The organism is uncultured Arthrobacter sp. (genome assembly GCF_964021775.1).
In the GTDB taxonomy this organism is placed as follows: Bacteria; Actinomycetota; Actinomycetes; order Actinomycetales; family Micrococcaceae; genus Arthrobacter.
This window is the reverse complement of sequence record NZ_CAXHZI010000019.1, coordinates 45952-72723: the sequence shown is the minus strand read 5'-3', so window position 1 is coordinate 72723 and position 26772 is coordinate 45952. Positions and strand designations below refer to the sequence as shown.

The following is a 26772-nucleotide window of genomic DNA, read 5'->3' as shown; positions in this document are numbered from 1 at the left end:
GTTGAGCTGAACCAAGTCCTGCCTCCGGACCCCGGCGGCTACCCCGACCCCGGCCCGCCCGCGGACCCGTTCCCGGAGCTTGGCGGGTACCTTGACTCGGAACTGCCCCCGGACCCCTTCCCGGACTGGTACCACTTCACCGCCCGGGACGAACCAATCGAAGACCCCTTTCCGGACTGGGACTTGCTCGCGGCGGCGTAACGGCGCCGCCGGCCACCCGGGCCGCGGAGGCTTCCTGGCCTTCGCCATCTGGGACAGCCAGCCTCGCCGCGGTCCCAGCAAGCTGATCTGGCGGACAGCGGTCGGGACGCTGAAAGCCGCTGAGCCACGTCCCGGTGAGGAAAAGTCAGCGGTGTAGCTCAAGCGCTTCGAGGAGTCGTTTAACCGAGCTGCCCAGCTTCCACTCGGAGGCAAGAGCCTCAAGCTCGGCCCGGGCATCGCCAGCGACGGGCTGCAGTTGCGCACCCGCCTCTTCGAGCGTCGGCAAGTTGAGGTCGCGCACGACTTTGACGACGTCGGGCGCGGCCGAGAGATAGTCCGCGGCTGCCTCTAATTTGGCGCGGACGGACGATGACAGCCCGCTGCCCGCGTCAGTTGCTGCGGTGAGCAGACCGCCAAGCGTGCCGTATTCGGCAAGCAGCGATGCGGCGGTCTTGTCGCCAATACCGGCCACTCCGGGCAGCCCGTCGGAGCTATCACCGCGAAGCGTCGCGTAATCGGCGTACTGCTCCGGCAGCACCCGGCACTTACCGACAATGACCGCGTCGGTCACCACCTCGAGGTTCCTCATGCCGCGCGCGGTGTAGATCACCCGCACCTGCCGGGCGTCGTCGACGACCTGGAAGAGGTCGCGGTCCCCCGTCACCACGTCCACCGGGTGTCCGGCGTGGCTGGCGTAGGTGCCCACGACGTCGTCGGCCTCGTGTTCGGCAGCTCCGACGACGGCGATGCCCGCCAGACCGAGCACCCTGCGGATCATGGGGATCTGTGCGGTCAGCGCATCCGGCACCACCTCGACGTCGGGAGCGCCCGCTACTGCCTCGGCGACCCGATGCAACTTGTAGCCCGGAAGCCGCTCGACCCGCCATTGCGGACGCCAATCATCGTCCCAGCATGCGATGAGATGCGTCGCGTGGTAATCAGTGGTGAGCCGCGCGATCATGTCGAGCAGGCCGCGAACGGCGTTTACCGGTGTGCCGTCGTCGCGGCGGATCGTGTCCGGGAGGCCGTAAAAGGCCCGGAAATACAATGACGCGGTATCAAGCAGCATCAGGCGCTGGGGCATAGCCGATCCTTGCACGGATAAATGCCCATGTCAGCCGAAGGTAAGGGTCAGTCCCAGCCCAGGGCGGGGCGCAGCTCGCGGGAAATCGCTTCGAGCAGCCGGACATTGAAGTCCACGCCGAGCTGATTCGGGACGGTGACGAGCAGGGTGTCCGCCGCGGCCACGGCAGCGTCCCGGGCGAGCTCCTGAACCAGCTGTCCGGGTTCGCCAATGTAGCTGCGCCCGAACCGCGCCAACCCGCCGTCGAGGTACCCCACCTGGTCCCGGGCACCCGCCTGGGCACGCAGTCCGAAATAGTGCCGCGATTCGTCGTCGGTCAACGGAACGATGCTGCGTGACACGGACACCCGCGGGGTGTGCGCGTGGCCGGCCGCCGTCCACGCCTCCCGGAAGCCGGCAATCTGCTCCGCCTGCAACTGGTCAAAGGGAATTCCGGTGTCCTCGGTCAACAGGGTGGAGGACATCAGGTTCATGCCCTGCTGCCCTGTCCACCGCGCGGTGGCCCGGCTACCGGCACCCCACCAGATCCGCTCCGGGAGCGTTGCCGAGCGCGGCTGAATCGGGGCCGGACCGGCGTTCCCGCCAAACTGCGGATTGGGGCGGGCAAGGCCGACGCCGGAGATGGCGGTCCGGAAGCGCTCCGTGTGCCGCCGGGCCAGGTCCGCGTCTGACTCGCCCTGGGCCGGACGGTAGCCGAAAGCCTCGTACCCGGCCAGCACCGATTCGGGCGAACCACGGCTGATCCCCAACTGCAGCCGGCCGCCACTGATGAGGTCGACGGCGGCCGCCTCCTCAGCCATATAGAGCGGGTTTTCATACCGCATATCGATGACTCCGGTGCCGAGCTCGATGCGGGATGTGCGGGCGGCAATCGCGGCGAGCAGCGGGAACGGCGAGGCCTGCTGCTCGGCAAAGTGGTGGACGCGGAAGAATGCTCCGTCGACGCCGACTTCCTCCGCGGCCACGGCCAGGTCGATCGCCTGCAGGAGGGCCTCCCGTGCGGTGCGTACGCGGGAGCCGGGGACGTCACCCCAGTGGCCGAAAGAGAGAAAACCGATCCGTTTCATCAGAACTCACACTCTCACAGGGAACCGAAACCCCGGAAGCGGCAGGGGCCCCCGGCGAAGGCTGCGCATCTCTGGACCTCCCAGCCGGGCCTCTCAGCTGGGCCCAGCAGCCGGGCCCCGCAGCGGGCCTCCCAGCCGGGCCCCGCAGCCGGCCGGCTCAGCAGCAGGGCACTCCGGCACTGGTCCTTCGGCGGAGTCCCGGCATATTCTGGGCTCAGTTTTTGGGCCTGATAGCTGGACAGAAAATGGCGACGAAAAGAAGAATCGGATTTCGGCTGGCCGCGGCCTTTCGTAGGGTCCTCGGGTTCTTGACAGTGAGCGCCCTCTGCGGTGTTCTGGCCGCCAGTCTGTTGGTCCCCGGCGTCGCGGCCGCGGGCGTTGCCGTCAGCAGATCAATCACCTTCTTCAACAACCTCCCGGGCGAACTGGCTGTTAATCCGCCGTCGCAGTCAACAAAAGTGCTGAGCGCCGACGGGAAACTGATCGCCACCTTCTTCGCGGAGAACCGGGTCAGGGTCCGGCTGGACCAGATGTCTCCGTACATCAAGGACGCGATCGTCGCCATCGAGGACAGCCGCTTTTACGGGCATGCCGGCGTCGACCCGCAAGGGATTCTCCGGGCCCTCACCTCCAACCTGACCGGCGGCGGCAGGCAAGGCGCCTCCACCCTGACCCAGCAGTACGTTACGAACGTGATCAATGAGTCCCTGTTGTCGGCGGACCGGAGCAACCAGGTCGTCCTCAGCGGGCAGAAGAGCATCGGCGACAAGGTGCGCGAGATGAAGCTCGCCCTCGCGCTGGAGAAGAAGTACACCAAGGACCAGATCCTTGAGGGCTATCTCAACATCGTGTTCTTTAACCGGGACGCGTACGGCATTGAGGCCGCGGCGCGGCACTTCTTCAGCACCACCGCCAAAAACCTCACCCTGCCGCAGGCGGCCCTGCTCGCCGGGCTGGTCAACAGCCCCAGCTTCTACGACCCGGCCGTCCACCCGGACAACTCCATCACGCGGCGCAACCAGGTCCTGGACAAGATGCTCAGCGAGAAAAAGATCACCACAGCTGCCCACGACGCGGCCGTCGCCAGCGGCGTCAAGCTAAAGATAGCGACTGCAAAGCAGGGCTGCTCCGTGGCGGAAATGGCGCCGTACTTCTGCGACTACGTCTCCCACCTAATCCTCAACAACGCCGCCTACGGTGCCGACGCCACGGACCGGGAGAAGCGGCTGTACCGCGGCGGCCTGACCATCACCACCACACTGGACAGCAGGCTGCAGGCGGCCGCGCAGGCACAGGTAAACGTCACGGCAGGTGCCAACCCGGACAAGTGGGGTGCGTCGCTGGTGACCATCCGGCCGGGCTCGGGCCGGATCCTCGCCATGGCGCAAAACACGGTGTTCCTCCCCGCACGCGGGAAGTTCGACACCCAGCTGAACTTCAACGTCGACGCCAAGGACGCCAACGGCAAGGACCTGAACGGCGCCGGCGGGTTCCAGCCAGGGTCCACGATGAAACCGTTCACTTTCGCGGAGTGGCTCAACGAGGGCAAGTCCATGGTCGTCGAGGTGGACGCTTCCCGGCGCAAATACCCGCTGGACTTCCCGTGGAAGTCCAGCTGCGGCAAGGTCCTTGGGGCCTACAACTCGGCGGAGAGGGCCCTGGGCGCCGCTGACGATCTGCAAAACAACGATCAGGGCTACTACCGCAAAATGCCCGTCAACTACGGGCTCTACAACTCCATCAACACGGCGACCTTCGCTGAGGCCGCCCAGCTGGACTTCTGCGGGATCCAGAAAATGGTGGACGCTGTGGGCCTCCACAGCGGCGTGGACAACGCCCGGGTAAACATGCACCAGCTGGGCAACCTGCTCGGTGCCATCGGCGTGGCTCCGCTGCACCTGGCCAACGCGTTTGCCACCTTCGCGGCGGACGGCAAGTATTGCGCCCCGATTGCCATCACGGCCGTGACCGATGCGGCCGCACGGGAGCTGCCGGCCCAGGCCGCCAATTGCCGCAGCGCGGTCAAGCCCCAGGTCGCCCGCGGTGTGAACGCCGTGCTCCAGGACGTGCTGGAACGCGGGTCCGGGATCTACATCGAACCCAAGGTCCAGGACCGGGTGCCGGTGGCGGCCAAGACGGGCACCTCCAACAACAACGGGGCGACCTGGGTGGTCGGCTACACCACCGGCCTTGCCACCGCCTCCTTCTTCGGCGACACTTTGGGCGGCCAGAAGCGGCCAGGCCAGAACGTCACCATCAACGGCAAGTTCTATCGGAACATCGACGGTTACATGCTGGCCGGCCCGCAGTGGGCGAAGTACATGCAGCAGGTGGCCCGGCTCTACCCCGCCGCACCCTTTCCGCCGCCGCCCAAGGCCATGACGAAGCCGCCCAAGCCGTGACCAGGACTTCACAACGGGAGGCTCTGCGCGGGCGCATCGCGGTCGTGACCGGTTCGACACGCGGGCTCGGGTTTGCCATGGCCAGGGCGTTGGGGATGCAGGGGGTGACCGTGGTGCTGGCGTCCAGATCCGGCGACGATGTGGACGCTGCCGTCGAGCGGTTGCGCGGGCAAGGGATCTCAGCGTCCGGACGCCGCTGCGACACCGCCGAGCTGGCCGACGTCGAGGCCCTCCGCGACGAGGCCCTAAGCCGCGGTTCGCTCGACATCTGGGTCAATAACGCCGGAATCTCCGGGGTCTTCGGACCCACAGCATCAACGCCCGTGGACGACTTCACGCGCGTTGTGCGTACAAACATATTCGGCACGTTTCACGGTTCCAGAGTCGCGTTGCCAGTGTTTCTCGGCCAAGGCCACGGCGACCTGGTGAACGTCTACGGCCAAGGCGACAAGGGTCCGGTCGCACTGCAGAATGCTTACGCGTCGAGCAAGCGCTGGGTCCGGCAGTTCACCGAGACGCTGCGGCTTGAGACCAAAGGCACCGGGGTCCGGGTGCACGGCATGAATCCGGGCCTGGTGATGACGGACCTGCTGGGTCACATCACGTCCCAGCCCGGGTACGACCATCGGCTGGGCGCGTTGCAGGTGGTCGTCGCATTGTGGGGGCAGACCGCCGACGACGCCGCGCGCCCGCTCCTGAATCTCGTAACATCGGACGCTGCCGAGTTCCGGTATCTGACGAAGACCACCATGGTGACCCGTGGGGTGCGCAATGTGTTGGCCGGCCGGCTCCGCCGGGCTAACCGCATGCCCCTCGACGTCACGGTCCTGGACACGGACGGCCGCGGCTGACACCTGGGTAGCGGACCGGGCTGTCTCAGTACGTGTAGAAGCCCTCGCCGGTGGCGACGCCGAGCTTGCCCTTGTCGATGTAGTGCTCCTTCAGGTACCCGGCGAACGCCTGCGAGCCGGCATCCGGCGAGGACGCAGCGATGTTGTACGCGGTGGCCAGGCCAACGACGTCGAATATTTGGAACGGCCCGCTGGGCGCTCCGGTGGCGATGCGCCACGTCTTGTCGATTGTTTCCGGGCTGGCAACGCCCTGCAGCAGGAGCCCGGCGGCCGCGTTCAGCAACGGGACCAGCAGGGAGTTCAGGACGTAGCCGGCCTTCTCCTTCTTAATTTCGATCGGCTCCAGCCCGCTGTTCCGCGCGAACTCGACGACGGCGTCGAACACTTGCGCGTCGGTGTCGCCGGTGCCCATCACCTCGGCGATGTTCTGCGCCCAGATGTTGTTGGCGTAATGGATGGCGAGGAAGCGGTCGGGACGTCCGGTGGACTCCTTGAGGTCGCTCGGCAGCAACGTGGACGAGTTGGTGGCGAAGATGGTCCTGGCGGGGGCCAGCTCCGCGAGCTTGCGGTAAAGGTCGCGCTTGAGCTGCAGCAGTTCGGGAACGGCCTCGATCACGAGGTCGGCGTCGGAGACGGCGTCCGCGAGGTCGGCGGTGAGGCGGAGGTTGCCGAGGGCGGACTCGGCTTTGCCGTCCGTGGCGCCGGCGATGTTCGCCGCCCGGTAGATGCCGGCGAGCTTGGCGAACCGGGCCCGCGCCTGCTCAAGGGCGTCGTCGTCGAGGTCATAGGCGGTGACAGCGAAGCCGTGGAAAGCGGCCTGGTAGGCGATCTGCGAGCCAAGCACTCCGGTGCCGAGCACGGTCACCGTCTTGATTGCGGGCATGGGAGTCCTTCCTTTGGGCGCGCGGGCGTTACCCGCGGCCGGGATTGGCGGACCCGTAGATGCTGCGGATCCAGATGGTTGACAACACGTCCAGGGCGCGGGACTCCGCGATGGCAGGACTCTCCTGGTTCAGGACCGCGGTGATCACCCGCTCGTTCATCAGGTTGAGGCTCACCGCCAGGTCGTGGGCGTCGGTCCCCTCCGGGGCGGCCCCCCGGGCCTGTTCAGAGCGAATCACGTCGCTGGAGAAGTCGACCCATGACTCCATTGACTTGGACCAGAGCGCGCGCACCTCATTGTTGCGGGCCCGCGCCGCGATGGCGGCGGCGGCGACGCCGCGGTGGGCCACGAATACGTCGACGAACACTCCGATGGACCGGGTCCAGGCCTCCGCTGGGTCCCTTTCGAAGTCCCGCGGCAGCTCACCGACCCGGTGCTCCACCTCGGTGATGACACGGTCCAGCAGGGCCAGCAGCACGTCATCCTTGGAGGAGAAGTAGAAATAAAAGGTGGGGCGCGAGATGCCCGCGCCGCGGGCCAGCTCCTCAATGGAGATCTCGTCGAAGGCCCGCTCGCCGAGGAGGGCCTCGGCGGTGATGAGGATCGCGTCTTGGCGTTCATCCCCCGAAACCCTTGCGGTGCGTCGTCCTCGTTGAGCCATGCGCCCCATCCTAGCCCGCTTTCTCAACACCGTGTTGACTCTCTCAACTTTAAGTCGATAGTTTGGCCACATGAGCGAACACGTGGATGTGTTGATTGTCGGCGCAGGGCTGAGCGGCGTCGGTTTTGCGGCCCGGCTGCAGCGCGAACTCCCCGGAAAAAGTTTCACGATCCTGGAGTCCCGCGGGGCGGTCGGAGGCACCTGGGATCTCTTCCGGTACCCGGGCATCCGCTCCGACAGCGACATGTACACGCTCGGCTACTCGTTCCGGCCCTGGGCCGGCGCCAAGGCCATCGCCGACGGCGATTCGATCCGCGAATACGTCGAGGCGACCGTCGCGGACGAGGGCCTCGCGCCGCGGATCCGGCTGCACCACCGGGTGATCTCGGCCGAGTGGTCCAGCGATACTGCGCTGTGGACGGTTACGGCCGTCACCACCTCCGACGGCGAATACCGGCAGGACGCTGCGGTATCCGGTCCGGATGCCACGGTGACCTTTACCTGCTCGTTCCTGTCCGTCTGCTCGGGCTACTACCGCTACGACGAGGGGTTCACCCCGGCCATCGAAGGGGCCGGCAGCTTCGCCGGAACGATCGTCCACCCGCAGCACTGGCCCGCCGACCTCGATTACGAGGGGAAACAGGTGGTCGTCGTCGGCAGCGGGGCCACCGCAGTGACCCTCGTGCCCTCCATGGCAACGTCGGCGGCCAAGGTCACCATGCTCCAGCGCTCCCCCACCTACATCGCCCCGGTGCCATCCCGGGACCACCTGGCCGACCGGCTCCGTGGCAAGCTGCCCGCGCAACTGGCATACGACGTCGTCCGGGCAAAGAACATCCTCTTCTCGATGTTTACCTACCAGCTCAGCCGGCGCCGGCCGGAAACCATGAAGGCCATCCTCCGCAAGTCAGCCGTCGCCAAACTGCCGGCGGGCTTCGCGGTGGACACGCACCTGGCACCGTCCTATGAACCCTGGGACCAGCGGCTCTGCGCGATCCCCAACGGGGACCTTTACCGCGCCATCAGCGCAGGCACTGCCGACATCGTGACCGACACCATCTCGCGAATCACCCCGCACGGCATTGACCTGGCCTCGGGCACATCGATCCCGGCCGACGTGATCGTCACGGCAACCGGACTGAACCTGCTCGTGATCGGCGGAATGAGCCTCACCGTGGACGGCGAGCCCGTGGACGTCGGCAAAACCCTGACATACAAAGGCATGATGCTCGACGGCGTGCCCAACTTTGCGCTCACGATCGGCTACACCAACGCTTCCTGGACCCTGAAGGCGGATCTGGTGGCGGGCTACATCTGCCGGCTGCTGAAGCACCTGGACCGCCGGAACCTGCAGTGGGTAGCACCGAAGGCTCCCGCCGGCGTCGCGGACGCCGAACTGACGTCCCTGATCGACCTGAAGGCCGGCTACATCCTGCGCGACGCCGACCGGTTGCCCCGGCAGGGCGCCGGCTCGCCTTGGCGGCTGCACCAGAACTACCTGCGCGACTTCGCCCTGCTCAGGGCCGGCCGGCTCACCGACCACGTCCGGTTCGGGCGGCGCGGGCAGCAGGTGCGGGCGTCCGGACGGGGTACGACGGCGGCGGCTCCGGACCCGCTCTCGCTTCCCGGCTCCGGGCACGTCGACGTCGGCGGCACACGCCTGCGCTACCGGAAGACCGGCAGCGGGGACCCGGTGTTGCTCCTGCACGGCATCGGCCAGAGCCTCGAGGACTGGAACGAGCAGCATGAGCGGCTCGCGGCACGGTACACCGTCATCAGCGTGGACCTGCCCGGCTTCGCGTACTCGGACCGGCTCACCGGGCCGACGACGCTGGCCGCGCTGGCGGGAACGCTACCCGCCTTTCTCGACGCCGTGGGGGTACACGGGCCGCTTCCCGTGATGGGCAATTCGCTCGGCGGCGCCGTCGCCATGAAGCTCGCCGCCGATCACCCGCACCGCGTCTCCGCGCTGGTTCTGGCCAACAGCGCCGGGTTCGGCAAAGAGGTTGCGATGGTGCTGCGCCTGCTCGCGGTCAGGCCGCTGGCGGCACTGCTCCTGCGCCCGGATCCGACGGCATCCCGCCGCACCGTCCAGTCGCTCTTCTACGATAAAACTCTGGTGACCGACGCTCGCATAGGCCATGCCTTTGCCTTGTCGCAACGGGCGGCCCACCGGCAAACGCTCGTTGACGTCGCCCGCGACCTGGGCACTATTTCCGGTGTCAGGGCCGAATGGCGCAGCAGCCTCCTCGGGTCCGTGGGGCAGTTGGGCATCCCCACGCTGGTGGTCTGGGGCGACCACGACCACATCCTCCCGCACAGCCATCTGGCGGCGGCGACGGCGGCGTTGCCGCATGCCGAGGCGCATGTCTTTGCGAAGACGGGGCACATGCCGCAGATTGAACGTCCCGACGAGTTCGCCGAGGTGGTTGAGGGCTTCCTGTCCCGGGTTCCGGCAGGGCCGCGGACAACAGTTCGCTGAGGGAGGCCGGTCGCGGGCCGTCCGCTGGCCGTGCCGTTTGACGGAGTGGGCCGCGGGTCGCGGGATCACAGGTCCGCCGGGTCACAGCTCAGAAATCGGCCTGTTTGACGAGGGCAATGAACTTGTCTTTGGTCTGCCCGGCTGTGGCGCCGGTCGGGGACAGCAGGATCTGCGCGGTGAAGATCGCCATGTTCCGGCCACGGGCCACCATCAGGGACATGATCGTGATGGGTACGTCCCCGGCGGGCCGGAGGGACTTCGGTCCGGCAGGCTCCGACCGGACGATGAAGACTGCTCTGTCCCCGACATCCTGGATCTCCTCGCCGCCCGGCAGCCCGAACATCGATGACGCGCCGCCCGGATGGATTTCGGTGGAGAAGATCAGCGAGTCCGGTCCGGGCGTGCCCAGGGCGCCGAAGGTGTACCGGCAGTTGCCCTCGCCCGGGAGGACCTGCGCCTGGGTCCTCGCGCCGAACGCCTGCCTGACCTCTTCCGCGCTGACCAGGGCGCAGGCCGGGTTGTTGGTGGTGGTCTGGGGGCCGACGCGCGGCGCGGACGGAACGGTGAGCGGGCTCCCGTTGCCCCACCCGGCGTCGACGGCCGCCTGGGCGAGCGCGCGGGCCGCGGCGTTGCCGTCCGGGACGGGGATTTCGGAAGACATCGGCGGCATGGCCACAATGCGCAGGTCGAGGGACTCGTTGCCGCGGACCGCCTTGAGGACCGTGTTGGCCGATGCCCCGCCGGCCTCGCCGCGGAACCACCCGGTCCACTGGAAGCACGCGAAGTCGCCAATACCCTCAACTGGCGAGCAGTCCGGGGAATTCTTCGTCTCGGCGAGGTCGGCAGCCGATGCGGGTGAGGTCAGCGTGGCGGTGAGGGCGGCCAGGCCCTTCTCGGACTTGCTCATGTAGCCACACTGGTATGCGGGCTTCGCTGCCAGGTTGCCTGCCTGGACCTGCCCGGAGCCGGCAAGGCTCGGATCCACTGTGGCCGCTATCTCCGGCGTGATGAGGTCACAGGCCGGATTGCCCGACCCTGGCGTCGGCGACGACGACTGGGCTGACGGCGACGCACCCCCCGGCGCGCAGCCGCCGAGCAGAAGTGCAAGCGCCGCAGAAAGTGCAAGGCTTCTTCGAGGGGCATATATCCGTTCAGCGCACATGGTTCCCCAGCTCTTTCGAAAGCGCCGGCGGCCCGCCTCGACGGCGGTACCGGCGCGATCCACGCTAGGGACTGATGGAGGGGTGAGGATAGGGCCGATGGGCCCAGCCGTCAGTACTCGCCTTTGATCACGAAGTAGGACCCCCGGATTACGCCCGCCAGCTTGGATTTTTGGCGCGCGAACTTGAAGCGCTCCGCGAGTTCTTCCGGAATGTCCATGCCTTCGGACAGCTTGAAGCCGACAGCCCGCTTCCCGCCCTTGGTGCCATACATCACGTTGATGGCCAGCCCCGATTCATAAAACACGTAGGCCATCTGCAGCTCGTCCACCTCGAACGCCGTCGCCTCCAGCGGCCGGGAGCCAATGACGATGTCACGCTCCTCCCGGAGGATGCGGCTGACCCGGTCGACGACGTCCTGGGCCTCGCTCGCCGGGCTAACGGTGAAGACGTGGCCGTACTTGTTCCGGTAATAGCGTGCTTCATTTGCCCGCAGCCCGGCGAGAGCCTCGGCAAATTGCGATGATTCCAAGCCGACAGTGGAAACATTCTCAAAGTCAACGGCGTACGGCATTCACCCTCCTGGTAGGACGTAGTGGGACCCATGCTAACCCGCCGTCGTCCCGCAGCTCCCCCACAGCTGACGTTCCCTACGCCGTCACCTTGTTCACCAGTTCATGCTTTTCCGGGGTCACCTCCATGGGCAGGTGCGGCCTGACGTTGTTGTCGAACCAGTCATCGTGCTGGGAAGCGCTGTCCCAGATCTCCACGACGGTCATCCCTCCCTCGTTCTCCCAGGCGTAATGGGCCCTGAATCCGGGGGCTGCCTTGAGCCTGTCGCTGAGGGCGGCAGCGATTTCTGCGTATTGTTCCCGGGTCAGGCCGGTCACAATGTTATTGACCAGGACGGACATGGCGGACTCCTTGAGTTACGGTGGCCAGCCGGGCGGACGGGTCCCGCGGACAGGGCCGACACAGGCCGATGCTACGCCCGCCGGGAGCGCAATGACAGGGAAAACGCTGCCTCGCCAGCGGGCTCTGCCGGTGGAGAACCGATGCCTGTCCGGGAGGTTTAGGGCAGACTGGTGGCGTGAGCGGAATCCGGTGGGTGCTGCATGTTGATCTCGACCAATTCATCGCGGCGGTCGAAGTGCTCCGGCGGCCGGAACTTGCGGGCAAACCGATCATTGTCGGCGGTCGGGGCGACCCCACGGAACGGGCTGTGGTGTCCACCGCATCGTATGAGGCCCGGGCGTTCGGTGTGGGTTCCGGAATGCCCTTACGCGTCGCAGCCCGGAAAGTGCCCGACGCCGTGATCCTGCCCGTCGATCAGGAGGCTTACCTCGCGGCGTCGGAAACGGTGATGGCTACCCTGCACGCGCAGCCCGGCGCCACCGTGCAGGTGTTGGGTTGGGATGAAGCCTTTGTCGGGATCGAGTCAGAGGATCCTGAAGCCTACGCCCGGCAGGTGCAGGCCGCTGTCCTGGAGCGAACGCAGCTGCATTGCAGCGTGGGCATCGGCGACACGATGGTCCGGGCCAAGGTCGCCACCGGTTTCGGCAAGCCGGCCGGCGTCTTCCGTCTCACGGCCGCGAACTGGCTCGAGGTCATGGGCAACCGGCCCACCAAGGAGCTGTGGGGCATCGGAACCAAAGTGTCGGCCCGGCTGGCCAAACTCGGCATTGACACAGTTGCCGAACTTGCCGCCTGCGACCCCCGGGACCTGGTCCCCGAGTTCGGCCCCCGAATGGGGCCGTGGTACGCGGAGCTCGGACGCGGCGACGGCGCCAGCGTTGTGGACGACACCCCGTGGGTTGCGCGCGGGCATAGCCGGGAGACGACGTTCCAGCGGGACCTCACCGAGCCCGCACAGGTGGAAGACGCTGTGCGGGAGCTGACAGCACGTGTTCTTGAGGATGTTGTGGCCGAAGGGCGGCCGGTCATTGGGCTGACCCTCAAGGTCCGGTATGCGCCGTTCTTAACCAAGACGCACGCAAAGAAGATTCCCGAAACATTCGACCAGGACGAAGTCCTCGCGCGGGCCCTGGACCTCGCAGCCGCAATCGAAGCGGGCCGTCCCATCCGACTCCTGGGGCTGCGGGCCGAAATGGCCATGCCAGAGGATGCCCGGAAGGGACATACGCCGACGCGTGGCGGCTGGTGACGTCTGGGCTCCACTGTATTCTCTGGGCATGACTGAAAGCCCACAGCTGGTGACCCGAACACGCGGTTGGATCGACAAGGCCCGATCGTTTCACTACCGGCAGCTCACCACGCACCGAAGGGTGCGGCGCCTCGGAAAAACGCGGCTGACATTCACCACAGGCCAGGCCATAACCAACTTGAGCGCCTTCTTCATTGCCGGGTCCGCAGGCTCAGCAACGCCGGACTGGGCTGTCGTAGGAATGCTGGTCGCAGGCTTCCTGCTGGGCAAGTTCCTGTTTCCCATCCCGGTCAGCAGTATCGCCAGTCGGAGAGGCCCGGCCGATTTGGTCAGCATAAGTGCCTTGGAGCTCGACAGCATGACCCCGGAGGAAATCCGGATTTACGAGAACAACATGGTGCTAAAGCACCGTCTCAAGGACCCCCGGGGGCTGGGTGCCGCCCAAGCACTGCAACGCCAGCGTGAGGGCACCTGGCAGGCGGAGGAGGCAGCTGGCTTGGCCTCCGGGAGCCTGTCCGGGCTTTCACTGGTTGACTCTCGGGCCTTCAGCGCCGTTGCTGAACAGCACAAACTTCTCGACAACCGGTGGCTGGCGTATGAGGTGGACCCGAAACTGCAGTTCGATTTTCCCGCGATGTCAGATCCTGCGCTCCCTGCCACTGCGGCCATGATCCGGGCGAGACGGAAGGCCGAACAGGCGAAGACCGGAGGCAACACAGTGGAGTACCGGTCCGCCGTGGCGGCGTTCGGCTCGGCGCTGGCGGCAGCGGAGTCCGCCGCCGGCGTGCCCCGGAAGTAGGCCACCGGACCACCAGAACCGGTGTGAGATTCCGATCTGTCTAGACAAGGGCCGGCGGACCGAATCAAGCGACGGTGGGATCGGCCGGGACCCCTTGCGTGCACACAGTTGGCTGTTCTTCACATAGCGTGGGGGCAAGGGCCGCAGCCGGGCCCGGGACTGTTTGACGGAGGACGAACATGGAATACATCAAACTCGGCAACACCGGCATGGACATCTCCCCGCTGGCACTGGGATGCATGACGTACGGGGACCCTGGCCGGGGCCCGCATCCCTGGACGCTGCCGGAGGACCAGAGCCGGCCGCTGATCCGCCAGGCCGTGGAGGCGGGCATCAATTTCTTTGACACTGCCAACGTGTACTCCAACGGTTCCAGCGAGGAAATCATAGGCCGGGCCCTGGCCGATTTCACCCGCCGGGATGAAACCGTCATCGCCACGAAGGTGCACGGCGCGATGCGGCAGGGACCCAATGGGCGGGGCCTGTCCCGCAAGGCCATCTTCGCCGAACTCGATGCCAGCCTGACCCGGCTGGCAACGGACTACGTGGACCTGTATCAGATTCACCGTTGGGACCCCGCCACGCCGATTGAGGAGACTCTGGAAGCCCTTCACGACCTCGTCAAAGCTGGCAAAGTCCGCTATATCGGCGCATCCTCGATGGCCGCCTGGCAGTTCAGCAAAGCGCTCTACCTTCAGCAATTAAACGGATGGACCCGCTTCGTCACCATGCAGGACCACTACAACCTGGTCTACCGGGAGGAGGAACGCGAAATGTTCCCCCTCTGCGCGGACCAGAAGATCGGGGTACTGCCGTGGAGTCCGCTAGCGCGGGGGAAGCTCACCCGGGACTGGGACGAGAAAACCAACCGCTCGGAGAAGGACGAGTTCGGCAAGACGCTCTACACCACGGAGGAAAGCGACAGGGCAGTGGCCGAAGCCGTGCGCGTCATTGCCGAACGCCGCGGCCTGCCCCGCGCCCAGGTCGCCCTGGCCTGGGTCCGCTCCAACAGCGTGGTCAGCGCGCCGATTGTCGGCGCGAGCAAGCCGGCACATCTTACCGACGCCGTCGCCTCCCTGGAACTGACGCTCACCACCGAGGAAAAGGCGGAACTGGAAAGCCCCTACGTCCCGCACGCGGTCGCCGGATACTGACCAGCGACGGCGTGAGGTGACCCGTCGCCGCTGAATGGGCAGACAACCCCATTCGTCCGGGCGGACCAACTCAGCGCCACTGGAAGTACTCGCGGTGGATGTTGGCTGTGCGGACTCCTGCAGAACGGAAGGCCCTCCGGAACTGTCGGAGCATGGAATCCGGCCCACCCATGAAGACCGAGAGCTTCCGGGGCGGGGTGTCCACGGCGGCAAGCACCTGCTCGGGCGTCAACCGGCCGTCGACGGCGGTGTCCACCAAGTGCACGGTCAGGCTTGGGTAGTCTTTCGCGATGGATGTGATTTCCGCGGCGAACGGGGATGGCCCTGCCGACGTGACAAAAAAGTGGACTGACTCCCGCAGGTCCCCCTCCAAGGACCGCAGCCAGCTCAGGAACGGTGTGATCCCCACACCGGCGGCAATCCAGACCTGGTGTTCCGTTCCCTTGTGCCTGTCGAACCGGCCATAGGGGCCGCCCACCACCGCCGGCATTCCGGGCTGCACCACGTCAGGAAGCCTTGTTGTGTGGTCCCCAAGCGCCTTGACGGTGATACGCAGGTGCTGGTCCCGGGCCGAACCGGACATGGAAAAGGGATGGCGTTGCCAGCCCTGCTTGGTTTCCAGGTAGATCATGGCGAACTGGCCAGGCCGGAAGTCCAGCGGCTTGCCGAGCGGTGCAAGGCTCAACTCCACCAGATCCGGGGCCACCGTTTTGACCTGGTCCACCTGGTAGTCGTGGTGCGGCAGGAAGCGGCGCGCCAGGAGTTCCCGGTACGCGTAGAACGCCAGCCCGATGCCGCCGATGGCCACGAAACTCCACCGTAGGCCGGGGGCGGCGTCGAACGCGCTGGCGTCCAGCAGTCCGTGGAAGAACCCGGCCGCAACGAATATTCCCGTCAACCGGTGGAAGCCGCGCCAGCGCTCGTAACCACCCAGCAGGCGGCCCACCAGGCGGACCGGCCGGGCGCTCCCGAGGCCAAGGACCAGGTCACGCACCCGCGCGGGGACCATGGTCCGCCAGCGCGGCAGGATGGCCCATGCCACCAGGGCCGCGAGCCCGGAGATCCCGATGACGGCAAGGGTTTTCCCCACGCTGGTCGCCTCCGGATTGGCTGCCAGCTCTATATGCGGAAGCAGGAGGACGGTACCGGTGATCGCGGCACGCCGGTGCCAGATGGCTGCGTGGTCAATCCCACCGAACACGTGCTCCACCTGCGGAAGGGTGCTGATCAGGACCAAGGCGATCGAGAGCAGCAGGACCGACTCCCCGCCGAAGAGCTGCCCGACGTATCCGGCGGCAGGTTCCCCCGCGGGACGGACCAGGAACCAATACAGGGCGTAGGCTACCGCGAGGATGATGATCACCGTGGGGCCCACGCGCCGTAGGGACACGCCCGGGAGCGACGTCAACGGTTTGGCTCCGGGCTGCGGAACTACCAAGAATCTCGACTCCTTCATCACGGCATGCTCGAGCGGTACCGCCTAGCCGTCATCCTAGGCCAGCCACGGGCGGCGCGGGGAACCAGACACCAGCATGGGCGGTGGTTGTGCCGGGGTCCCCCTTGTTGGATGCCGTCCGTATGGCATCGCCCGTTGTCGGCATAGAACCGCGCGACCGGCGTGCCCGATGCCTGCGCTTCTAAAACGCCGCTGAACGTAACTCCCTGCGCGGTCGTCGTCGAGCCATGGGCTGCTGAGTGCTCACAAATCGGGCCCTGCACGATTTACCGTGCAGGGCCCCGATTTACATCTCACAAGGGATTAGAAATCCCAGTCGTCATCCTCAGTGTTAACAGCCTTGCCAATCACATACGACGAACCCGACCCCGAGAAGAAGTCGTGGTTCTCGTCCGCGTTCGGCGACAGGGCCGAGAGGATCGCCGGATTCACGTCGGTGACGGAGGCCGGGAACATGGCCTCGTAGCCCAGGTTCATCAGCGCCTTGTTGGCGTTGTAGTGCAGGAACTTCTTGACGTCCTCGGCCAGGCCGACGGAGTCGTAGAGGTCGTGCGTGTACTGGACTTCGTTCTCGTACAGCTCGAAGAGCAATTCGAACGTGTAATCCTTGATTTCCTGCCGGCGCTCCTCGGAGACCTTCTCCAGGCCCTTCTGGAACTTGTAGCCGATGTAGTAGCCGTGCACGGCTTCGTCCCGGATGATCAGGCGGATCAGGTCGGCCGTGTTCGTCAGCTTGGCCCGCGAGGACCAGTACATCGGCAGGTAGAAGCCGGAGTAGAAGAGGAAGCTCTCGAGCAGCGTGGAGGCCACCTTGCGCTTCAGGGGGTCGTCGCCCTGGTAGTAGTCCATGACGATCTGGGCCTTCTTCTGAAGGTTCTCGTTCTCGGTGGACCAGCGAAATGCCTCGTCGATCTCCTTGGTGGAGGCCAGCGTGGAGAAGATGGAGGAGTAGCTCTTGGCGTGCACGGACTCCATGAATGCGATGTTCGTGTACACGGCCTCTTCGTGCGGGGTGACGGCGTCCGGGATCAGCGAGACGGCGCCGACGGTGCCCTGGATGGTGTCCAGCAGGGTCAGGCCGGTGAACACGCGCATGGTGAGCTGCTGCTCGTCCGGGGTCAGCGTCGCCCACGACTGCACGTCGTTGGACAGCGGCACCTTCTCCGGCAGCCAGAAGTTGTTGACCAGGCGGTTCCAGACGTCAACGTCCTTCTCGTCCTGGATCCGGTTCCAGTTGATCGCCTCGACGTGGCTCAGCAGCTTGACCTTTTCGGTCATGTCATCCCCTCAATGTTGGGTAGTTCTCTTAGTTAAAGCGTACGACGGCGGGCGGGCGCCCGCCGTCGTACTCAAGCCTTCAGGAGCTGGTTACAGCATGCATGAAACGCAGTTGTCCACCTCGGTCCCTTCCAGCGCGAGCTGGCGGAGACGGATGTAGTAGATGGTCTTGATGCCCTTGCGCCAGGCGTAGATCTGAGCCTTGTTGATGTCACGCGTGGTGGCGGTGTCCTTGAAGAACAGCGTCAGGGACAGGCCCTGGTCCACGTGCTGCGTGGCAGCGGCGTAGGTGTCGATGATCTTCTCGTAGCCGATCTCGTACGCGTCCTGGTAGTACTCCAGGTTGTCGTTGGTCAGGTACGGCGCCGGGTAGTAGACGCGGCCCAGCTTGCCTTCCTTGCGGATCTCAATCTTGGACGCCACCGGGTGGATCGAGGAGGTGGAGTTGTTGATGTAGGAGATCGAGCCGGTCGGCGGGACGGCCTGCAGGTTCTGGTTGTAGATGCCGTGCTCCATGACGGAAGCCTTCAGCTCGCGCCAGTCGTCCTGGGTGGGGATGTGGATGTTCTTGAACAGCTCGGCCACCTTGGCCGTCTGCGGCACCCATTCCTCGTTCGTGTACTTGTCGAAGAACTCACCGGACGCGTACTTGGACTTCTCGAAGCCGCCAAAGGTCTGGCCGGTCTGGATGGCCAGCTTGTTGGAGGCCCGGACCGCGTGGAACACCACCGTGTAGAAGTAGATGTTGGTGAAGTCCAGGCCCTCTTCGGAACCGTAGTGGACCCGCTCGCGGGCCAGGTAGCCGTGCAGGTTCATCTGGCCCAGGCCGATCGCGTGGCTCTGGTCGTTGCCGCGGGCGATCGAGGGCACCGAGGTGATGTTGGACATGTCGGACACGGCCGAGAGTGAACGGATGGCCGTCTCGATGGTGAGTCCGAAGTCCGGCGAGTCCATGGCCTTCGCGATGTTCAGCGAGCCCAGGTTGCAGGAGATGTCCTTGCCGGTGGTGTCGTAGGACAGGTCATCGTGGTACGTCGTGGGCTGGGAGACCTGGAGGATCTCGGAGCACAGGTTGGACATGATGATCTTGCCGTCGATTGGGTTTTCCCGGTTTACGGTGTCCTCGAACATGATGTACGGGTAGCCGGATTCGAACTGGATCTCGGCAAGGGTCTGGAAGAACTCGCGCGCCTTGATCTTGGTCTTCTTGATCCGGGAATCGTCCACCATCTCGTAGTACTTCTCGGTGACCGAGACGTCAGAGAACGGCATGCCGTAGACCTTTTCGACGTCGTACGGCGAGAACAGGTACATGTCCTCGTCCTTCTTGGCCAGCTCGAAGGTGATATCCGGGATGACGACGCCGAGCGAGAGGGTCTTGATCCGGATCTTCTCGTCCGCGTTCTCGCGCTTGGTGTCCAGGAAGCGGTAGATGTCCGGGTGGTGCGCGTGCAGGTACACCGCACCGGCACCCTGGCGGGCACCGAGCTGGTTGGCGTAGGAGAAGCTGTCCTCGAGGAGCTTCATCACGGGGATGACGCCGGAAGACTGGTTCTCGATCTGCTTGATCGGCGCGCCGACCTCGCGGATGTTGGTCAGCGCGAACGCCACGCCGCCGCCGCGCTTGGACAGCTGCAGGGCGGAGTTGATGGACCGGCCGATCGACTCCATGTTGTCTTCGATGCGGAGCAGGAAGCAGGAGACCAGCTCGCCGCGCTGCTTCTTGCCGGCGTTCAGGAACGTCGGGGTGGCCGGCTGGAAGCGGCCTTCGATGATCTCGTCCACCATCGCGGTGGCGAGCTGCTCGTCGCCGCGGGCCAGGTGCAGGGCCACCATGCAGACGCGGTCCTCGTAGCGTTCCAGGAAGCGCTTTCCGTCGAACGTCTTGAGCGTGTAAGAGGTGTAGAACTTGAACGCGCCAAGGAAGGTCTCGAAGCGGAACTTCTTCTTGTACGCGCGGTTGAAGAGCTCGCGGATGAAGTTCATCGTGTACTGGTCGAGGGTTTCGCGCTCGTAGTACTCGTTCTTGACGAGGTAGTCGAGCTTTTCCTCGAGGTCGTGGAAGAACACGGTGTTGTTGTTCACGTGCTGCAGGAAGTACTGGTGGGCAGCCTCGCGGTCGGCCTCAAACTGGATCTCGCCGTTGGGGCCGTAGAGGTTCAGCATGGCGTTGAGCTCGTGGTAGCCCAGGCCCTGGTAGGCGGCCGGCATGGCCGGCTTCTCGCCGGGGACGGTGTGCTTCTCGACGGCGGTGTTCCCGGCGATGTTCCCGGCGGCGGCTGAGCCCGCCCCGGTCACTTCGGTGTCTGCGACAGTCGTGTCCAAAATTCTTCCAATCCTTGTAGTACTCGGCTGACGTCTTCCGGCGTCCCCATGAGTTCGAAACGATATAGGTGCGGGACCTGGCATTTGGCGGCGACGATGTCGCCGGCCATGCAGTAGTTGTCCCCAAAGTTCGTGTTGCCCGCCCCGATCACTCCACGGAGCTGTTGCCGGTTCCTCGGATCGTTCAGAAAGCGGATGACCTGCTTCGGAACGGATCCCTCTCCCCCGGTCCCGCCGTAGGTGGGAAGCACCAGCACGTAGGGTTCGGTCGCCAGCAGCGCCGGTTCCCTCGCGTGGAGGGGGATGCGGGCGGCGTCGACACCCAGCTTCGCGACGAAGCGTTTGGTGTTCTCGGAGGTGGAGGAGAAGTAGATGAGGTGGCTGGCCGTGGTCCGGACGGCGTCTGCCGCCCGGTCATCCCGGTTCCCGGGATCTGCGGCCGGCGGCGGACTGGCGGTTGCCAGTGCCATGGGAGTCACCTCATCCGACGTGGTGGTGCCTTGTGGAGCGTTTCAGGCAACCGCGACGGCGGCAGCCTGTGCCAGTTCTTCGATCTTGTCCGGGCGGAACCCGGACCAGTGGTCCTGGTCGGTGACGACGACCGGGGCCTGCATGTAGCCCAGGGACTTGAGGCGCTCAAGGGCCTCGGCATCCTGGGAGATGTCGACGCTCTGGTAGGCGATGCCCTTCTTGTCGAGAGCGCGGTAGGTGGCGTTGCACTGCACGCAAGCCGGCTTCGTGTAAACCGTAACGGTCATGTCCTGAGTCCCCTTAGTTGAAGTCTGTGGTTCGTGTCCGGTGGGGCCTACACGGAACAGGAATCCTTATCCGTTACTGGCCTCGCCCTGCGGTCTGCAACCGCTCCGCTCGAACTGTATGTCGATACTACATGTAGTGCAAGAGTCCCGTGCGGACCCCAAGATGATGTATTACAAGTATGTCATTTAACCCACCTTTAATCCACAGCCGGGGGCCTTCAAAATGTCCGGATTTCAGCCGTTTTCGCGGACGAAATCCACACCCTGTGGAGTAGTTAGCCACAATTAACCGCCCCGCGTGTCGCGTCCTGGACGGCGTGTCGCTATTCCCTCCCCAGGGGGCACGGGGTGGCGCGAAGCACTACATGTAGTGGGCGATGGCACAGCGGCGAACAGGCGGCGGGCAGGCGGCAGCCCCAGCGTGGGGCGGGGGTCAGGAACCCCAACGCAGCCGGACGTGGGGGGGCAGTCAGTCCGCCGGGCGGAGCGAGGTGATCGTCTGCCGGATCTCCTCGTACTCATCGGTTCCCGAATAGGACTCCGGGGTGTCGACGTCGGGCGTGTCACCGGGTGCCGTGATCAGTGGCGTGTGCACGCCGCTGAAGGACGCTACGCCCGGCGGCCAGTTGAAGAACTGGAAAATGGGGCAGGCGCTGGGTCCGGTGGGCAGGGGCGCCGAGGTGATGCCGTAGGACAGCGGGGCCGGCCTGGAGGGGTAGGACTCGTGATCGTCCCGGCCCTCAAAAACAAACCGCGGTTTCACCCCGTTCCGGGCAAGAGCCGGCAGCTCCTGCGAGTCCATCAGCGAATACGGAAACTTCTGGGTGCAGTTCGCCTTGGTCACAAGGTTGGTCCGCAGGGTTGCGATCGACTTTCCGGCGCCGGTGAGGACTTCAATGAAGACTCCCCCGGGCGCTGCCTCACGGGCCCGGTCCTTGACCGTCCAGTCCGGCGGGTAGTCGAACATGAACATGCCATCCGGCGTCGTGTAGGTCTTCCAGTCCGCCTGCGCGGGCGGCCTGGGCGACGCCTGTGCCGCGGGTTTCAAGCCCGCCGTTGATTTGACGGCCGTGGCGGCCGGCGAGGACGTGGGCCCGGCCGTCCCGGAACTGGCGGCGGGGTTGCTTGGCGCCGTGCAGGCCGCCAGCGCAATGGCGACGCAAAACCCTGCCGAGACTGCCCTGACGGATGGTCCTGAGCGACGCATGGCGCCCTCCCCTTTTGGTGCAACTACTCCGTCCAATTCTGCTTCGTCCCTGCCCGAACAACAGGGTCTTTGGGCCTTCGCCGCGGTACGGGCCGGAGGCCGGGGACGGAAAACGGGGGCCGGCGTTGTTCCGCCAGCCCCCGCAGGGCTTCCGCTCGCAGCCGGAAGCCGGTCCCGCGCGCCCTAGTTCTTCAGGAGCGTGTTGCCGTAACCGGCGTCGCACTTGCCGTCATGGATGACGCCGGCGCCCGGTGCCACAACATAGTTGCTGGCCGGGTTGAAGACTGCGGTGCGCATGCTGGTCACCTTGCTGGCGCAGTTGTCGGCGCCGTCAGCTGTGGTGCTCTGACCGCCGATCCACATGTCGATCCAGACCGTGGAGTTCGTGCCGTTCACATTCGTGCCCTGGTGGCAGGGGCCGCCCTGGGGATCGTCGCCGTCGCCGCAGCTGTCCTCGACGATAAAGTAGCGGCGCACATCCGGAAGGTAGATCCGCGTGCCGGCCGGGAAGTCCAGCACGTCCTTGCCGGTCGCGAGGGAATGGCCTACCGCGATGGTGATCGGGTCTTTGTAGGTACCGGTTCCGCCGGCAGTCTTGTGCAGCACCGGGTGGCTGATGGTGGTTGAGCCGGCCGGGGTGTTGTCGTACCAGGTGTAGGCCGTCGTGTAGGCGGTGTGGACAATCCGCTCGGAGGACGACGCCGGCACCACCGGCGCCGGGGCCGGCTTCGGGGCGGCGGGAAGCGCGGGAGCCTTCGTCGGCGCAGCCGGTGCGGGGACAGCCACCGGCACCTGGGGAGCTGCCGGTGCCTTGGCGGCGGCGGCCTTCTTGGCCGCTGCGGCGTCGGCTTTCGCCTTCGCGGCGGCCTTCGCCTTGGCGTCGGCCTTCGCTTTCTTGGCGGCCACCGCGGCGGCCTTGGCCTTCTCAGCCGCGGCGCGCTGTGAGGTGCCGATCTCGGCAGACGTGTCGAGCCCGGTGCTGGCCTCAACGCCGGCGGCGGCAGCGCCTGAAGACTGTGCGGATGAGTTGGTGGCGCCGGTACCGGCGCCACACGCCGACGTGGCGAGGACGACCGAGAGCATGCCGGCGGCCAGCAGACTGTTTCTGCGCATGGAAAATAAAGCCTATTCGTGGGAGTGCGGAAACGGGCAGTCCCGTGGGGACGTGTCCTGCCCGGAGTTGGTCACGGTATGCGGAACGCGGGGCGCCCCGGCCTGGGGGCTTACCACACACAAGAACGTTTGGAACGCTCCATTTCGGCGTGTGCGCCAACCGGTGACCTAAACGTTACCTCGCAGAATTACAAGAGGCCAATTACCGGCGCGTCGCCGTTGTCCGCGCGAATTCAAGACGCTGGAGAATCCGCCCCGCGGCGCGGCCCCGGCTGCTGCTAGGGGGTGGGCGGGGCGGTGTGGAGCTGGTTGCCGTAACCGCTGTCACACCTGCCGTCGTGGATCACGCCGTAGCCGGAGGCCACGACGTAGTTATCGGCCGGGTGGAAAATGGCCGCCCGTACGCCGGTGACCTGTTCCGCGCAGCGCCGGGCGAATGATTCGTCCTCCCCTTCCCCGCCGATCCAGATATCCAGCCAGGTGGATGCACCGCCGTGCCTGGCCGCCTGCGCATGGCACGGCCCCTCCTCCGGGGCGGGACCGTCCCCGCAGGTGTCCTCCACGATGAAGTAGCGCCGGACGTCGGGCAGGTAGATCCGGGTGCCGGCCGGGAAATCAAGGACGTCTTTGCCGGTCTCCAAGGAATGCCCGACGGCGATCGTCACCGGATCGGCATAGGTTCCGGCCCCGCCGGCACGCTTGTGCAGAACCGGGTGGCTGATGTCCGGCGAGCCCTCGGGCGTGTTGTCGTACCACGTGTAGGCGGTGATGTACGTGTCCGGGGCGGCCGCCCGCTCCGAGGGCAACGGATCCGGCGCGGGCGGCGCAGTTTCGCAGGCGGCGGCAGCCAGGAGGACCGACAGCAGGCCCGCGGCTACTCCGAGTTGTCTGCGCATTCTCTATCTGCCTCCGCTGATTCGGCCCCTGTACCTGAACGCTACCCTTAGCCCCCGGTGGCGCGATAGCGGCACGTTGACCGTGTTTCAGATTCCCGCCGGGCAAAGCGGTCCGCGGTAACAAAATCGGCCCCCGGCCTTACCGGCCGTACTCGCACCGGCGGCCGTTGGACGTGGTACTTGACCCTTCAAAGCAAGTAGAACCACCCGAAAAACGCGGGTGTTTTCTACGCGTGTGCGCCCTATCCGCCGCTCCTAACCTCGAAAGACATAAGGGGTACGCCGGAGATCGGCGGCTCGTGCGGCTTCAAGGGGCGGGATCAGATGAGCGCCGGTTTCTCCTCCTCCGAATCGACCGCCAGTTCCGGCATTGAGCCCCGGACATCAGCGTTGGCGCTCTCGCCCTGACTCCGGTCAGGACTTCAGATACAAGATTCCCTGGCGAGGCAATCCATGACTAAATCATCCCCTCTTTCCGGCACTGCACCGGTCTTTTTTGACCCAAGTGGAAAACGTTGGCGCAGAATACTCGTAGCCATTGTGGCCGCCGTTCTGTTAATCGTCCTGGCGGTCGTTTGGATTCTGCCCGCGGCCAGCGCCCCGGTGTGGAAAGCCCAGGAAAACCAGGCCGTGGAATACCCGCGCAAGTTGTTGTCCTCCCAGGACCTGCGGAACATTCCCAGAATCGGACCTGAAGGGGGCTTCGCGTTCGACCGCATCGCCGTCATTGAGCGGCGGAACGGTAAAGTCCTGCTCAAGGATCCCTTCAGCAGCACCATCTGGAGGGAAGCAACTCCGGAGGAAGTCGAGCTGATCGGCAACAGCCCCTACGCGATCGAAACGTTTGGGAAACCGGCTGACCGCACCTTGATGCTGACCTTTGATGACGGGCCGGACCCGCGCAATACGCCGCAGATCCTGGACCTGCTGGCCAAGGAAGGTGTGCCGGCGACGTTCTTCGCGGTCGGCGACAACATCATCAAATATCCGGATCTCTTCCGCCGCGTGATCAAGGAAGGTCATATGGTCGGGAACCACACCATGTCCCACAATGATTTCTGGGCCCACGACGACCTGTTCAACCGCCAGCAGGTCATCGTCGCGGACCGGGTGATGCGAGCATCAGAGAACTACTCGACCCGGTTGTTCCGGATCCCCACCGGAGACGCCTCACACAACGCGCTGGCGTTGCTGCAGTCCCAGCAGCTGGGATACCTTCACGTCAATATGGACTTTGACACGCGAGACTGGTCTTACGCCCCCGGCGTTTCGATCCAGGCGCAGAAACTGGACGGCCAGGGTCACATTGTCCTGGTGCACGACGGCGGCGGTGACCGTAGCGCCACCATCGAGATGCTGAAGACCTTTATCCCGATGGCAAAAGCGCAGGGCTACACCTTCACCACGGTCCAGCCTTTGCTGCCGCCGGAATACATCCCCCAGAACAACATCAAGGAAGCCGTTGAAGACAAAGCGACGGTGGCCGCCTTGACGTCCTACCTGGTCACGCCAAACGTGGTGCTCACGTGGCTGTTCTGGTTCGGCATCGGCTCGCTGACCATCCTGACCTTCCTGTATGTGGTGCTGGCAGTGATCAACAACAACCGCCAGAAAAAACGCTTCTGGGCCGACGTTAAGGAAGAAGACTGGCCCTTCGTTAGCGTCGTCCTGCCGGTCTTCAACGAGGAACTCGTTGTAGCCAAAACATTGGACGCACTCAGGGCCAGCGACTATCCGCGCCTGGAGGTGCTCGCCGTCAACGACGGCTCCACCGATGGCACCCTCGCGGTCCTTACCGAATACGCCAAGACGTGGCCGGACCTGCGCGTCATCGACCAGCCCAACGGGGGAAAGTCGGCTGCCAGCAACCTTGGAATCGCCCGGTCGCGCGGCGAAATCGTGGTCACACTGGACGGCGACACGCTCTTCGAACCGCAAACGATCAAGATGTTTGCCCGCCACTTCCTGGCACCCCGGCACGGCAAGATCGTCGGCGCGGTTGCCGGACACGTAAAAGTCGGGAACCGCCGCAACCTGCTGACAGCCTGGCAAAGCCTGGAGTACCTCTCCGGCATCTGTGTCACCCGGATGGCGGAGGGCCTGATGGGGGCCATCTCGATCGTCCCCGGCGCCTGCGCGGCGTGGCGGCGTGAAGCGCTCCTGGAAGCCGGCGGGTACTCCCATGACACCCTTGCTGAGGACGCGGACCTGACGCTGTCGCTGCAGAAGCTCGGCTACAGCATCGTCCAGGAGAATTCCGCCGTCGCCTGGACCGAAGCGCCCATGACCCTCCGGGGACTGTTCAAGCAGCGGCTCCGCTGGACCTACGGCAACATCCAGACGCTCTACAAGCACCGGTCCATGCTCTTCAACCCCAGATACGGAGCCCTTGGCCTGCTCACCATGCCGTACGCCCTGATCTCGGTCGTCGTCCCGCTGGTCTTTATGCCCCTGACGGTGATCGTCGCCGTCAACAGCCTGGCCCACGGGGAATGGCATGCGGTGGCACTGTTCTCGGCCTTCGTCGCCGGGACCCACATGATCATCTCGATCGTGGCGATCGTGATGGTCCGGGAGAGCCCCATGCACCTGTTGATGGTGCCCATCTACCGCCTCATCTACGAGCCGCTGCGCGCGTACGTCGTGTTCGGGTCCGCGATCCTGGCCCTGCGCGGCACCGCCGTCGGCTGGTACCGGCCCGAACGCACCAACAGTGTCCTGCTGCCGGCGGGCCGCCCGCAACTGGCCCCCGCCCTCGCCCCGGCGCCGGCGGACCAATTGGCGTCTTCGTGACCCGCTTCCTTGCGGCCCGGCAGATCCGCCCAAACCAT

Annotated in this window: 23 protein-coding genes; 8 read left to right on the top strand and 15 right to left on the bottom strand. The window is 65.5% G+C overall.

Going from position 1 to position 26772, the window contains the following annotated elements; genetic code table 11:
• Nucleotides 1-201: hypothetical protein (locus ABIN76_RS14190; RefSeq protein ID WP_346960322.1), on the top strand; the 201-nt coding region annotated here is incomplete at its 5' end.
• 145 nt (nt 202-346) lie between these two features.
• On the opposite strand, the gene ABIN76_RS14185 is transcribed toward ABIN76_RS14190, so the two are convergent.
• A complete protein-coding gene (locus ABIN76_RS14185; RefSeq protein ID WP_346960321.1) occupies nt 347-1285 on the bottom strand; it encodes a 5'-3' exonuclease in 939 nt (312 codons plus the stop codon).
• Nucleotides 1286-1332: 47 nt separating this feature from the next.
• A complete protein-coding gene (locus ABIN76_RS14180) occupies nt 1333-2352 on the bottom strand; it encodes an LLM class flavin-dependent oxidoreductase (RefSeq protein ID WP_346960320.1) in 1020 nt (339 codons plus the stop codon).
• Nucleotides 2353-2597: 245 nt separating this feature from the next.
• Here ABIN76_RS14180 and ABIN76_RS14175 point away from each other — a divergent pair, with 245 nt between their 5' ends.
• Nucleotides 2598-4754: a transglycosylase domain-containing protein gene (locus ABIN76_RS14175; RefSeq protein WP_346960319.1), complete on the top strand. Its 2157-nt coding sequence runs from the start codon at nt 2598-2600 to the stop codon at nt 4752-4754.
• Between the two features lie 44 nt (nt 4755-4798).
• On the top strand, nt 4799-5605 hold the full coding sequence (locus tag ABIN76_RS14170) for an SDR family oxidoreductase (protein WP_346960318.1): 807 nt from the start codon (nt 4799-4801) through the stop codon (nt 5603-5605).
• 25 nt (nt 5606-5630) lie between these two features.
• On the opposite strand, the gene ABIN76_RS14165 is transcribed toward ABIN76_RS14170, so the two are convergent.
• Nucleotides 5631-6488 (bottom strand): 3-hydroxyacyl-CoA dehydrogenase, encoded by an 858-nt coding sequence (locus tag ABIN76_RS14165; RefSeq protein WP_346960317.1) that lies wholly within the window; start codon nt 6486-6488, stop codon nt 5631-5633.
• Nucleotides 6489-6516: 28 nt separating this feature from the next.
• Nucleotides 6517-7149: a TetR/AcrR family transcriptional regulator gene (locus tag ABIN76_RS14160; RefSeq protein WP_346960316.1), complete on the bottom strand. Its 633-nt coding sequence runs from the start codon at nt 7147-7149 to the stop codon at nt 6517-6519.
• A gap of 70 nt (nt 7150-7219) precedes the next feature.
• Here ABIN76_RS14160 and ABIN76_RS14155 point away from each other — a divergent pair, with 70 nt between their 5' ends.
• On the top strand, nt 7220-9631 hold the full coding sequence (locus ABIN76_RS14155; RefSeq protein ID WP_346960315.1) for an alpha/beta fold hydrolase: 2412 nt from the start codon (nt 7220-7222) through the stop codon (nt 9629-9631).
• Between the two features lie 88 nt (nt 9632-9719).
• Here ABIN76_RS14155 and ABIN76_RS14150 read toward each other — a convergent pair whose 3' ends face one another.
• From ABIN76_RS14150 to ABIN76_RS14140, 3 genes are all read right to left on the bottom strand, one after another.
• The gene (locus ABIN76_RS14150; protein ID WP_346960314.1) at nt 9720-10538 is read right to left on the bottom strand and encodes a hypothetical protein; all 819 of its coding nucleotides are present in this window, start codon (nt 10536-10538) and stop codon (nt 9720-9722) included.
• Nucleotides 10539-10903: 365 nt separating this feature from the next.
• Complete coding sequence (locus ABIN76_RS14145) at nt 10904-11365, bottom strand: phage tail protein (protein ID WP_346960313.1); 462 nt, start codon at nt 11363-11365, stop codon at nt 10904-10906.
• Between the two features lie 76 nt (nt 11366-11441).
• On the bottom strand, nt 11442-11705 hold the full coding sequence (locus ABIN76_RS14140; RefSeq protein ID WP_346960312.1) for an antibiotic biosynthesis monooxygenase: 264 nt from the start codon (nt 11703-11705) through the stop codon (nt 11442-11444).
• 194 nt (nt 11706-11899) lie between these two features.
• On the opposite strand from ABIN76_RS14140, the gene ABIN76_RS14135 reads away from it, so the two are divergent.
• The 3 genes from ABIN76_RS14135 (at nt 11900) to ABIN76_RS14125 (ending at nt 14908) form a co-directional block, all read left to right on the top strand.
• Nucleotides 11900-12955 (top strand): DNA polymerase IV, encoded by a 1056-nt coding sequence (locus ABIN76_RS14135; protein WP_346960327.1) that lies wholly within the window; start codon nt 11900-11902, stop codon nt 12953-12955.
• Nucleotides 12942-13754, top strand: coding sequence for a hypothetical protein (locus ABIN76_RS14130; RefSeq protein ID WP_346960311.1), 813 nt, complete (start codon nt 12942-12944; stop codon nt 13752-13754). The genes ABIN76_RS14135 and ABIN76_RS14130 overlap by 14 nt, the downstream gene beginning before the upstream one ends.
• 179 nt (nt 13755-13933) lie before the next feature.
• On the top strand, nt 13934-14908 hold the full coding sequence (locus tag ABIN76_RS14125) for an aldo/keto reductase (protein WP_346960310.1): 975 nt from the start codon (nt 13934-13936) through the stop codon (nt 14906-14908).
• Nucleotides 14909-14978: 70 nt separating this feature from the next.
• Here ABIN76_RS14125 and ABIN76_RS14120 read toward each other — a convergent pair whose 3' ends face one another.
• The 8 genes from ABIN76_RS14120 to ABIN76_RS14085 form a co-directional block, all read right to left on the bottom strand.
• Complete coding sequence (locus ABIN76_RS14120) at nt 14979-16364, bottom strand: hypothetical protein (RefSeq protein ID WP_346960309.1); 1386 nt, start codon at nt 16362-16364, stop codon at nt 14979-14981.
• Nucleotides 16365-16667: 303 nt separating this feature from the next.
• Nucleotides 16668-17642 carry a class 1b ribonucleoside-diphosphate reductase subunit beta gene (gene nrdF / locus ABIN76_RS14115; RefSeq protein ID WP_175320945.1) on the bottom strand — a complete coding sequence of 325 codons (975 nt, stop codon included), beginning with the start codon at nt 17640-17642 and terminating at the stop codon, nt 16668-16670.
• A gap of 90 nt (nt 17643-17732) precedes the next feature.
• On the bottom strand, nt 17733-19853 hold the full coding sequence (gene nrdE / locus ABIN76_RS14110) for a class 1b ribonucleoside-diphosphate reductase subunit alpha (protein WP_346960326.1): 2121 nt from the start codon (nt 19851-19853) through the stop codon (nt 17733-17735).
• An 83-nt stretch (nt 19854-19936) separates the two neighbouring features.
• Complete coding sequence (nrdI, locus tag ABIN76_RS14105) at nt 19937-20437, bottom strand: class Ib ribonucleoside-diphosphate reductase assembly flavoprotein NrdI (protein ID WP_346960308.1); 501 nt, start codon at nt 20435-20437, stop codon at nt 19937-19939.
• Nucleotides 20438-20479: 42 nt separating this feature from the next.
• Complete coding sequence (gene nrdH, locus ABIN76_RS14100; protein ID WP_018773329.1) at nt 20480-20725, bottom strand: glutaredoxin-like protein NrdH; 246 nt, start codon at nt 20723-20725, stop codon at nt 20480-20482.
• Nucleotides 20726-21194: 469 nt separating this feature from the next.
• A complete protein-coding gene (locus ABIN76_RS14095; RefSeq protein ID WP_346960307.1) occupies nt 21195-21773 on the bottom strand; it encodes a hypothetical protein in 579 nt (192 codons plus the stop codon).
• A 342-nt stretch (nt 21774-22115) separates the two neighbouring features.
• The gene (locus ABIN76_RS14090; protein WP_346960306.1) at nt 22116-23045 is read right to left on the bottom strand and encodes a hypothetical protein; all 930 of its coding nucleotides are present in this window, start codon (nt 23043-23045) and stop codon (nt 22116-22118) included.
• Between the two features lie 278 nt (nt 23046-23323).
• Complete coding sequence (locus ABIN76_RS14085) at nt 23324-23941, bottom strand: hypothetical protein (protein ID WP_346960305.1); 618 nt, start codon at nt 23939-23941, stop codon at nt 23324-23326.
• 540 nt (nt 23942-24481) lie between these two features.
• Here ABIN76_RS14085 and ABIN76_RS14080 point away from each other — a divergent pair.
• Complete coding sequence (locus tag ABIN76_RS14080; RefSeq protein WP_346960304.1) at nt 24482-26734, top strand: bifunctional polysaccharide deacetylase/glycosyltransferase family 2 protein; 2253 nt, start codon at nt 24482-24484, stop codon at nt 26732-26734.
• The last annotated feature ends 38 nt before the right edge of the window (nt 26735-26772 follow it).

What these genes read in the sequence shown, in the direction of transcription:
- ABIN76_RS14165 (WP_346960317.1), bottom strand. Translation starts at nt 6,488, where the DNA reads ATGCCCGCAATCAAGACGGTGACCGTGCTCGGCACCGGAGTGCTTGGC.
- nrdF (WP_175320945.1), bottom strand. Translation starts at nt 17,642, where the DNA reads ATGACCGAAAAGGTCAAGCTGCTGAGCCACGTCGAGGCGATCAACTGG.
- ABIN76_RS14120 (WP_346960309.1), bottom strand. Translation starts at nt 16,364, where the DNA reads ATGAAGGAGTCGAGATTCTTGGTAGTTCCGCAGCCCGGAGCCAAACCG.
- ABIN76_RS14160 (WP_346960316.1), bottom strand. Translation starts at nt 7,149, where the DNA reads ATGGCTCAACGAGGACGACGCACCGCAAGGGTTTCGGGGGATGAACGC.
- ABIN76_RS14145 (WP_346960313.1), bottom strand. Translation starts at nt 11,365, where the DNA reads ATGCCGTACGCCGTTGACTTTGAGAATGTTTCCACTGTCGGCTTGGAA.
- ABIN76_RS14090 (WP_346960306.1), bottom strand. Translation starts at nt 23,045, where the DNA reads ATGCGCAGAAACAGTCTGCTGGCCGCCGGCATGCTCTCGGTCGTCCTC.
- nrdH (WP_018773329.1), bottom strand. Translation starts at nt 20,725, where the DNA reads ATGACCGTTACGGTTTACACGAAGCCGGCTTGCGTGCAGTGCAACGCC.
- ABIN76_RS14085 (WP_346960305.1), bottom strand. Translation starts at nt 23,941, where the DNA reads ATGCGCAGACAACTCGGAGTAGCCGCGGGCCTGCTGTCGGTCCTCCTG.
- ABIN76_RS14150 (WP_346960314.1), bottom strand. Translation starts at nt 10,538, where the DNA reads ATGAGCAAGTCCGAGAAGGGCCTGGCCGCCCTCACCGCCACGCTGACC.
- ABIN76_RS14175 (WP_346960319.1), top strand. Translation starts at nt 2,598, where the DNA reads ATGGCGACGAAAAGAAGAATCGGATTTCGGCTGGCCGCGGCCTTTCGT.
- ABIN76_RS14140 (WP_346960312.1), bottom strand. Translation starts at nt 11,705, where the DNA reads ATGTCCGTCCTGGTCAATAACATTGTGACCGGCCTGACCCGGGAACAA.
- ABIN76_RS14125 (WP_346960310.1), top strand. Translation starts at nt 13,934, where the DNA reads ATGGAATACATCAAACTCGGCAACACCGGCATGGACATCTCCCCGCTG.
- nrdI (WP_346960308.1), bottom strand. Translation starts at nt 20,437, where the DNA reads ATGGCACTGGCAACCGCCAGTCCGCCGCCGGCCGCAGATCCCGGGAAC.
- ABIN76_RS14155 (WP_346960315.1), top strand. Translation starts at nt 7,220, where the DNA reads ATGAGCGAACACGTGGATGTGTTGATTGTCGGCGCAGGGCTGAGCGGC.
- nrdE (WP_346960326.1), bottom strand. Translation starts at nt 19,853, where the DNA reads ATGCCGGCCGCCTACCAGGGCCTGGGCTACCACGAGCTCAACGCCATG.
- ABIN76_RS14180 (WP_346960320.1), bottom strand. Translation starts at nt 2,352, where the DNA reads ATGAAACGGATCGGTTTTCTCTCTTTCGGCCACTGGGGTGACGTCCCC.
- ABIN76_RS14185 (WP_346960321.1), bottom strand. Translation starts at nt 1,285, where the DNA reads ATGCCCCAGCGCCTGATGCTGCTTGATACCGCGTCATTGTATTTCCGG.